General features: G+C 66.6%; 7 protein-coding genes. All 7 read right to left on the bottom strand.

Going from position 1 to position 8193, the window contains the following annotated elements; genetic code table 11:
* Positions 1-545, bottom strand: a 545-nt coding sequence (locus AC04MI_RS04260; protein WP_476497163.1) for a hypothetical protein, incomplete at its 3' end; no start/stop codon positions are given.
* Positions 546-718: 173 nt separating this feature from the next.
* Positions 719-1627 (bottom strand): beta-keto acid cleavage family enzyme, encoded by a 909-nt coding sequence (locus AC04MI_RS04255; RefSeq protein WP_436078390.1) that lies wholly within the window; start codon positions 1625-1627, stop codon positions 719-721.
* A gap of 18 nt (positions 1628-1645) precedes the next feature.
* Positions 1646-2818, bottom strand: a complete 1173-nt coding sequence (locus AC04MI_RS04250; protein WP_436078389.1) for an acyl-CoA dehydrogenase family protein — start codon at positions 2816-2818, stop codon at positions 1646-1648.
* A complete protein-coding gene (locus AC04MI_RS04245) occupies positions 2815-4749 on the bottom strand; it encodes an acetyl/propionyl/methylcrotonyl-CoA carboxylase subunit alpha (RefSeq protein ID WP_436078388.1) in 1935 nt (644 codons plus the stop codon). Before AC04MI_RS04245 ends, AC04MI_RS04250 begins: the two co-directional genes overlap by 4 nt.
* 109 nt (positions 4750-4858) lie before the next feature.
* Complete coding sequence (locus tag AC04MI_RS04240) at positions 4859-5662, bottom strand: enoyl-CoA hydratase/isomerase family protein (protein ID WP_436078387.1); 804 nt, start codon at positions 5660-5662, stop codon at positions 4859-4861.
* A gap of 171 nt (positions 5663-5833) precedes the next feature.
* Complete coding sequence (locus tag AC04MI_RS04235) at positions 5834-7003, bottom strand: acyl-CoA dehydrogenase family protein (RefSeq protein ID WP_476497161.1); 1170 nt, start codon at positions 7001-7003, stop codon at positions 5834-5836.
* Positions 7004-7048: 45 nt separating this feature from the next.
* Entirely contained in the window at positions 7049-8179 is a 1131-nt protein-coding gene (locus AC04MI_RS04230; RefSeq protein ID WP_476497160.1) for a DNA alkylation repair protein, read from the bottom strand.
* Positions 8180-8193: the final 14 nt, after the last annotated feature.

Genomic DNA, 8193 nt, shown 5'->3' with positions numbered 1-8193 from the left:
GGCACACCCAGCGCATCCCCGACCAGCTGCCATATTTGCTGGCTCGGTGTCGTGGAGAACACAAACCACAGCTCTGCAATGCGCAGAGCTGGCAGCATCAGATCTTCCAGCGAGAAGCGTCCGTCTCTATTGAGAAAGACAGCCACCACCAAATCGTCACCAGAGTATTTGCTCAGTCCATTGACCAACGCCTGGACTGTGGCGCTTGCGTTCAAATGATCAGGCACCAGCTCTTTGAGCTGAACCGGCGCAAAGTGCCGAACATCAGCGATCTCCCACGTGGCAACGAAGTCATAGTCGCTTGACTCCACGGGAGAAAACAAGACCTGGTGCCCGATACGCAATGACATGCCATAGCAAAAAAGTGCAGCTTGGCGAAACTCGCGTATGTGCTTGAGGTCATTGGTTCGCAGGTTGCGGACCTGTGGAGACAGGTCTGCATCGACGATTTGCATTTCGATTTGCCGGAGCTCTCTCAGTACCGCGACCGGATCACGATACGCCAACGACGCGAATGCTTTCAACGCTGATCGGGACTGTTCCACTCCGTTAATCTTTCCTACCCATTGAGGGCGATAGGCGCACTGCCACCAGCGCCACACCGCCGAGACTCCAAACCGTATGGGTTCTGTATCGTCCTTGCAAACTGATCGCTCGGCGATCAATTTGCGAGGATAACGACGCCGCAGGGGAACGCTGAAGTTCCCACCTGAGCACATCAGACCATCGTGGCGGACCCAACCGTCGCCTTCAACCCCAACATCCCCCGCGCATCCTGCGGCGAAGCCACCTCCCGCCCCGCATTCCGTGCGTACTCCGCCAGTTTCTCAATCAACGGCCCGTTCGAATCCGCCTTCGTCCCATCCGGCAGATAGAACGTGTCTTCCAGCCCCGTGCGCAGATGCCCGCCCAGCTCGGCCACGCGCTGGTGCACGGGCCAGATTTCGCTGCGGCCGATGACGGTGGCCTGCCAGGGGGCGTCCTTGATTTTCAGCTTGAGCAAGATCGGCAGCAGGTCCGGGTCGGCGGGCATGCCGGACTCGACGCCCATCACGAAGTTGTATTCGGGCAGGCGCTCGGTGTACATGCCGGTCTGCACATACATCTCCACGCAGCGCACGATGCCCACGTCAAAGCATTCGAACTCGGGCAGCGTGCCGGTTTCCAGCATCACGTCGATGAAGTCCTTGACCTTGGCGGGCTGGTTGTCGAACAGCATGGGCGGCCAGGCCCAGGTGCCGTTGCTGCGCACCTTCAGGTAGTTGAGCGAGCCGGCGTTGCACGCGGCCATCTCGGGGCTGGTGGCGCGCAGGCAGTCGAGCGGGCCTTGGTAATTGGGGCCCACCACGCCGGTGGTCTGGTTGATGATCAAACCCGGGCAGGCCTCGCGCATGGCTTGCACGCAGTCGCGCGCCACCTGCGGGTCCCAGCTGGGCAGGTGGCCTTTGCCGGGCTCCTGGTTGCGAAAGTGCACATGGACCACGGCGGCACCTGCGTCGTAGGCGCGGCGGGCTTCTTTCGCCAGTTGCTCGGGCGTGACGGGCACGTGGTGCTGGCCAGGGTCCGTCAGCACGCCGGTGATGGCGCAGGTGATGATGGCTTTGTTGCTGTGGTCGGTGCTATGCATGGTGCCTGTCTCCTTCATTCAAATGCCCAGCTGGCGTGCAGCCAGGTCTTTCATGATTTCTTCCGCACCGCCGCCGATCATCATGACCTTGACCTCGCGGTAGATGCGCTCGCTGACGGTGCCGCGCATGAAGCCCATGCCGCCCAGGATCTGCACGGCCTGGTCGGCGCAGAACTGCATGGTTTGGGTGGCGTGGTTCTTGAGCAGGCACACCTGCGCTACCCACTCGGGGCCGGTGCGGCCTGCGTCGGCCTGCGCGGCCACGGACTCGCACCACGCGGCGGTGGACTGGATGCGCATCTGCATGTCCACCAGCTTGTGGCGGATGACCTGGTGCTCTACCAGTGCGGCGCCAAAGGTCTTGCGCTGGCGGGCCCAGGCCAGGGCTTCGTCGTAGCAGGCCTCGGCAAAGCCCAGGGCCGATGCGGCCAGACCAAAACGCTCACCGTTGAAGTTGGCCATGATGATGCGAAAGCCCGCGCCCTCCTCCCCCAGCAGGTAGCGGGCGGGCACGCGCACGTTGTCAAACCGCAGGTGGGCGGTGTCGGAGCACAGCCAGCCCATCTTGTCGAGCTTGCTGCGCGACAGGCCTGTGCTGTGGCCGGGGATGAGCAGCATGGAGATGCCTGCGCTGCCCTTGCTGCCCGCTTCTCCTGTTCTGACCGCCACGGTGATCCAGTCCGCGCGCATGCCGGAAGTGATGAACACCTTTTCGCCGTTGACGATGTACTCGTCGCCCTCGCGCCGCGCCGTGGTCTTGAGCTGGGCCACGTCGGACCCGCCCCCGGGTTCGGTAATCGCCAGCGCAGCGATTTGCTCGCCCGCCAACACGGGCGGAATGACCTCAGCGCGCACAGCGTCGCTGCCATGCGCCAGCACGGGCGGCAGACCGATGTTGTGCGACAGCAGGCTGGCCAGCACACCGCCGCTGGCACTGTGGCGACTGAGCGCGCGCCACAGCGGCATGCGCAAGGCGTAGCTGGCAGGCGTGCCGCCGTACTGCTCTGGGTAGCCCAGCCCCAGCAGGCCCAGGTCGGCCGCGCGGCGGTACAGGCTGCGGGGGAATTCACCGGCGGCGTCCCACGCATCCACATGCGGGGCAATCTCGGTGCGGGCGAAGCGGGTGACGGTGTCGGTGAGGGCAGTGCGGTCTTCGTTGCTCACAGGGGTCGCGTCGGACGTGGCGGTCATGCTGGCGCTCCTTGCATGGCGGGTGCAAAGCGGGCCAGCACCTGGCCGGGCGACACCTGCTGGCCGGGCGCTACCAGCAGCTCGGCCACCGTGGCGGCTGCGGGGCTGGCCAGGCTGTGTTCGAGCTTCATGGATTCGATGACCACCACCGTATCGCCCGCCGCCAGCGCCTGGCCTGCGGCCACAGGCAGTGCGACCACTTTGCCGTTGAAGGGGGCGCGCAGCTCTGCCGCACCGCCCGCCGCACCCGCGCGCGCAGCGGGTTCCCACGAGGCGTCTTCCGCCCAGCCGTCCACGCCGCCGGTTTGCCAGTGCCAGCGCCGGGGGCCCACCGCCACGCAGTGCACACCGCGCTGGGGCAGTTGCAAAGTCACAGGTTCTGCCCCGGCCTGCTCCACCAGCAGCCGCCCACCGCCCAGCTCGCGCACGGCGATGGCGTGCACCTCGCCCTGGTGGCGCAGCCGCAGGGGCCTGGCCATGGCACAAGGCAGGTCCGACGGCGTATTTGAAGCAAAAATGGCCGATAGCGCCGAAGGAATATGCACTGATAGCTCATTATTTGATAGCAACCGCTGCAGCTCCTGGGCATGCTCCGCCAGGAACGGCACCAGCGCCTGGCCGCTGGCAAACACGGGGTGCTGCAGGCAGGCCGCCAGAAACGCGCGGTTGGTGGGCAAGCCCAGCACGCGGGTGCCCTGCAGCGCACGCACCAGCGCGGCAATGGCCTCGGGCCGCGTGGGGGCGTGCACGATGAGCTTGCCCAGCATGGCGTCGTAGTGAGGCGTGACCTCTGCCCCCTCCTCCAGCGCATGGTCAAAACGCAGCGCGCCCGGCGCGGCCCGTTCAAACGCGGTGGCGGGCGGCGCGCTGAACTGCAGCACGCGGCCGGTGTGAGGGCGGAAGTGCGCGTCTTCGGCACACAGGCGCACCTCGATGGCGTGGCCCTGCAGATGCACCTGATCTTGTGTGAGCGGCAGCGGCTCGCCCCGAGCCACTCGGATCTGCCACTCCACCAGGTCCAGCCCCGTGAGCGCTTCGGTCACCGGATGCTCCACCTGCAGGCGGGTGTTCATCTCCATCAAGAAGAATTCAGCCCCGTCCAGAAGGAATTCCACCGTGCCCGCACCCACATAGCCAGCGGCCTGCGCCAGCGCCACGGCGCAGGCGCCCATGCGCTCGCGCAGCGCTGCGTCCACGGCGGGGCTGGGGGACTCTTCGATGATCTTCTGGTGGCGGCGCTGTACCGAGCAATCGCGCTCGCCCAGGTGGATGCATCCGCCGTGAGCGTCGGCAAAGATCTGCACCTCCACATGGCGCGGCTGCAGCAGTGCGCGTTCGATGAGCAGGTCGCTACAGCCAAAACCCGCCAGCGCCTCCGACCGTGCGCTGGCCAGTGCGGCGGGCAACTGCGCCAGGTCGGTGACCAGGCGCATGCCGCGCCCTCCCCCACCCGCCACGGCCTTGACCATGAGGGGCGTGCCGATGCGCGCAGCCTCGGCGGCAAAGCGTTCGTCGCTCTGGTCGTCGCCCGCATAGCCGGGCAGGCAGGGCACGTCCTGCGACTGGGCCAACGCCTTGGCCCCGGCCTTGCTGCCCAGCGCGCGGATGGCGCCGGGCGGCGGACCGATCCAGCTCAGGCCTGCATCGATAACGGCCTGGGCGAAGTCGGCGTTCTCGCTGAGGAAGCCATAGCCGGGGTGCACGGCATCGGCGCCAGTGGCTCGGGCGGCGGCCAGCAGCTTGTCGGTGCGCAGGTAGGTATCGGCGCTGGCCTCTCCGCCCAACGCCACCGCCTGGGTGGCCTCGCGCACATGCAGGGCGTTGGCATCGGGGTCGGAATAGACCGCCACCGTTTCGATGCCCATGCGGTGGGCGGTGTGAATCACTCGGCGGGCGATTTCGCCGCGATTGGCGATGAGTATTTTTTTCATAGGCTGTGCCCTCGCGGCTCCATCGCCCGCCAGCACGCTGCACGTGCACGCGCAATCTGCTTCGCCATGCCTTCGGCATGAACAGCCCGATTCGCTACAAGTATCTTTTTCATGGCTTCGCACTCCAGGGCGGCGCCTTGCGCGCAGCAAACGCCGCCAGCCCTTGCGGCGCCTCGGGGCCACGTAGCGCTTGCGAAAAAGCAATTGCCGCTTCGTCCAGCAGCGCGGGCAACGGTGTTTCGGCTTGGGCCAGCAACAAACGTTTGGTAGCGGCCACGGCCTGCGGCGCTGCGGCAGCGTGGCGTGCAATGGCGGCTTGCACAGCAGCCTCCATGTCGCCACTCACCACCTCATCGACCAGCCCCGCGATTTGAGCTTTAGCAGCATCCCAGCGCTCGCCCGTCAGCAGACAACGACGCGCAGCGGCAGACCCAAGGCGCCGCACCACAAAGGGCGCGATCTGCGCAGGCACGATGCCCAGCGTGACCTCGGGCGTGGCGAACTGCGCGCTGTTATGGGCCAACACCTGGTCTGCGCAGCACACCAGACCAAAGCCGCCGCCCATGGCCGCCCCTTCCACCGCCACGACGAGCAACTGCGGCAACGCACACAGGGCCTGCAGCAACGCGCCAAAGCGGCGATTCATTGGCACCAGCGGGTCGGCTTCGCCGGCGGCCAGGGGCTGGCCAATGGTCTTGGCAAATCCGCCCAGGCTGCCCCCCGCGCAAAAGTGGCCACCGGCACCCCGCAGCACCACGCCGCGCAGGTCGGCATCGGCCGCAGCCCGCTCACACGCGGCTAGCAGGGCGTCCACCATGGCTTCTGACAGCGCATTGCGGCTGGCCGGGTCATTGAGCGTCCAGGTTTCCACACAGCCGCTGGCCAGCGGCGCGCGGGTTATCTGTAAAGGCATGTCAGGTCTCCACCGTGCTGCGCGCTACGCACGACATACGAAACTGGCGCGGCCCAGTGCCAGGGCAGCCGAGCAAGGGCCGCCCCGCAGCGAGGGCTGCGTCCCCCTGCCCGCATTGCGCAGCAATGCGAGAGCGGGGGGAAGCGACGAAGTCGCTCAGGGGGGTGTTGCTCATCTCTTGGCGATGCCCATGAGCTTGGACAGGATGCCGAGCATCACYTCGTCSGCRCCGCCGCCGATGGASSCSAGCCGCCCGTCGCGGTACAKGCGCGAGACSYKGTTCTCCAGCGTGAAGCCCATGCCGCCCCAGAACTGCAGGCAGGTGTCGGGCACCTCGCGGTTCAGGCGGCCGGCCTTGAGCTTGGCCATGCTGGCCAGCTCCAGCACGTCCTGCCCATTCACGTACAGGTCGCAGGCGCGGTAGGTGAGTGCGCGCAGCGCTTCGACCTCGGTCTTGAGTTCGGCCAGCTTGAACTGCACCCACTGCTGGTCGGCCAGCGTGCTGCCAAACAACTTGCGCTCCTGCGCGTAGTCGATGGTCCACTGGATGCAGTGGTTCAGCGATTCGAGCGTGCTGGCGGCGCACCACAGGCGCTCTTCCTGGAACTGCTGCATCTGGTAAATAAAGCCCTGCCCTTCGGCACCGATGCGGTAGCGCTGCGGCACGCGTACCTCGTCAAAATAGATCAGGCCCGTGTCGCTGCTGTGCATGCCGATCTTGCGGATCTTTTGCGCCACCTCGATGCCCTTGGTGAGCTTGCCGCCGCGGCCATCGCGCATGGGCACCATGACCAGGCTCTTGTTCTTGTGCACGGGGCCTTCTTCCGTGTTGACCAACATGCACATCCAGTCGGCCTGCAGGCTGTTGGTGATCCACATCTTCTGGCCGGTGATCACGTAGTCGTCGCCGTCTTTGCGCGCCACGCTCTTGATGCCGGACACGTCGCTGCCCGCCGCAGGCTCGCTCACGCCGATGCAGCCCACCATGTCGCCCGCAATCGCAGGGGCCAGAAAGTTGCGCTTGAGTTCGTCGCTGCCGTAGCGCGCCAGGGCCGGGGTGCACATGTCGGTCTGCACGCCAATGGCCATGGGCACGCCGCCGCAGTGGATGTGGCCCAGCGCCTCGGCCATGGCCAGGCTGTACGAATAGTCCAGCCCCTGGCCGCCGTATTCCTCGGGCTTGCACAGGCCCARCAKGCCCAGSTTGCCCAKCTTCYTGAAGACCTCGTGCGCGGGRAAGATCTCGGCGGCCTCCCACTCGTCCACGTGGGGGTTGATCTCTTCGTCGATGAAACGCTTGAGGGTTTTCTGGATCTCGCGGTGCTCGTGGGTGAACTGCATGGTGCTTGTCTCCTGCGGTTGTATTGGTATGGCTGCGAACCTCGATCACGAAAGCTGAAATTGCCCCAGCGGCTGCGGCCGCCCGTTAAGCACCAGCTCCACCTGGTGCGCGCCGGGGTAGTGGGTGCGTGTGGTCATCTGCTGCAGCGACAGCGTCTTGCCCACCGCTACGGTGGCGCCGGGCGGTATGTCCAGCGTCTGCAGCTTGAACACCTTGGGCGCCGCGCCGCCGTGGGCCTTGACGTAGTGCACCTTCAGGTCCGCCAGCACGCGCTGGGGCTGGGGCGTGGGGTTGTGCAGTTCGGCCTCGATGCGCACCTTGTCGCCGATGCGGGCGCGGGCGGGCAGCACGCGCGCGGCCCGCACATCCAGCGCCACGACATGGCCCACGCCCAGGGCATCGAGCGCGCCAGCGTCGCTGCGTTTGATGAGAAAACGCAGGCCGTGGCGCACCAGAGCCTCGCGCGGGGCGGGCGCGCCCAACAGCCAGGTGCGCGCGGTGCCCACGGCGAGGTCGGGGTGGTCCTTGGCGATGTCGCCCAGGTGGTTGGCCACGGAGCGGCGCACGTAAGACGATGGGTCGTCCTTGAGCGCATCGAGCAACGGCAGGGCCAGCTGCGGGTTGTTCTGGAATGCAGGCAAACGCGGCGCCCAGGGCAGGCGGGGCCGCGTGCCTTCGCTCACCAGACGGCGCACATGGGCGTTGTCGTCCTGCGCCCAGTCACGCAGCCGCGCGAGCGTGGCGCCCTGGTGGTGCAGCAGGTAGGGGCGGATGCTGAACTCGGCCGTGAAGCGCTGGGTGAGTGCGTGCTGCGCGGCCATGGCCGCCTCGAAATGCGGCAGGCCGTGTGTGCCGATGTAGATGCTGTGGGGCAGGTACAGGAAGGCGCTGTAGGGGCGGTCACCCGCATCGGGCTCACCGGCGGCATCGATGCCCATCGACGGGTCCATCGAATCGACCAGCACGCCCAGCGCACGCGGCACGTCTTGCGGCAGGTGGGCCAGCAGGGCGTGCGCAATGCGCTGGCCGCGCGCCATCAGCTCCAGCGATTCGTAGCCGGGCTGTACTTGCTGCAGAAACGCGGTGGTGTCGAACTTGCGCCACGCACGGCGCACCATGGCCGCGATGCGCGGCGGTACGGTGTCGTTCAGCAGGTATTTGAGAGGCTCGGCCATCGGGGAGATTGCGT

The sequence above is a fragment of the Acidovorax sp. LjRoot204 genome (assembly GCF_056175785.1).
The sequence above is the reverse complement of the archived record's forward strand: the minus strand, read 5'-3'. Positions and strand labels throughout refer to the sequence as shown.

Bases quoted from the DNA above. Each gene is read 5' to 3' on its own strand.
- AC04MI_RS04240 (WP_436078387.1), bottom strand. From the start codon at position 5,662: ATGCCTTTACAGATAACCCGCGCGCCGCTGGCCAGCGGCTGTGTGGAA.
- AC04MI_RS04245 (WP_436078388.1), bottom strand. From the start codon at position 4,749: ATGAAAAAAATACTCATCGCCAATCGCGGCGAAATCGCCCGCCGAGTG.
- AC04MI_RS04250 (WP_436078389.1), bottom strand. From the start codon at position 2,818: ATGACCGCCACGTCCGACGCGACCCCTGTGAGCAACGAAGACCGCACT.
- AC04MI_RS04255 (WP_436078390.1), bottom strand. From the start codon at position 1,627: ATGCATAGCACCGACCACAGCAACAAAGCCATCATCACCTGCGCCATC.
- AC04MI_RS04230 (WP_476497160.1), bottom strand. From the start codon at position 8,179: ATGGCCGAGCCTCTCAAATACCTGCTGAACGACACCGTACCGCCGCGC.